The organism is Bacillus sp. GbtcB10 (assembly GCF_019091365.1).
Classification (GTDB): Bacteria; Bacillota; Bacilli; order Bacillales; family Bacillaceae; genus Bacillus; species Bacillus altitudinis.
Genome location: NZ_JAGXJP010000052.1, coordinates 1 through 326, shown reverse-complemented (window position 1 = coordinate 326; position 326 = coordinate 1). Strand labels below are relative to the sequence as shown.

General features: G+C 38.3%; 1 pseudogene. It reads right to left on the bottom strand.

The features are described 5' to 3' along the window. Positions 1-326: pseudogene (locus tag KVT11_RS19625) on the bottom strand (Tn3 family transposase); the annotation flags it as partial.

The following is a 326-nucleotide window of genomic DNA, read 5'->3' as shown; positions in this document are numbered from 1 at the left end:
TTCTTGGGGCAAATTTAAATCCTAATAAATGAGTCAGTCCGAATATTTGATCTGTGTAACCAGCTGTGTCTGTATAATGCTCTTCTATGTTTAAATCCGTTTCATGGTGCAACAAACCATCTAAAACATGAATCGCATCCCTTGAATTAGTATGAATAATCTTTGTGTAGTAAGAAGAGAATTGATCACTAGTAAAACGGTAGATGGTGGCTCCTTTTCCAGTTCCATAATGTGGGTTTGCATCTGCATGTAGTGATGAACACCTAACTGCATTCTCATACCGTCTGATGAGGATGTTGTACCGTCTCCCCAATAGGAAGACAATT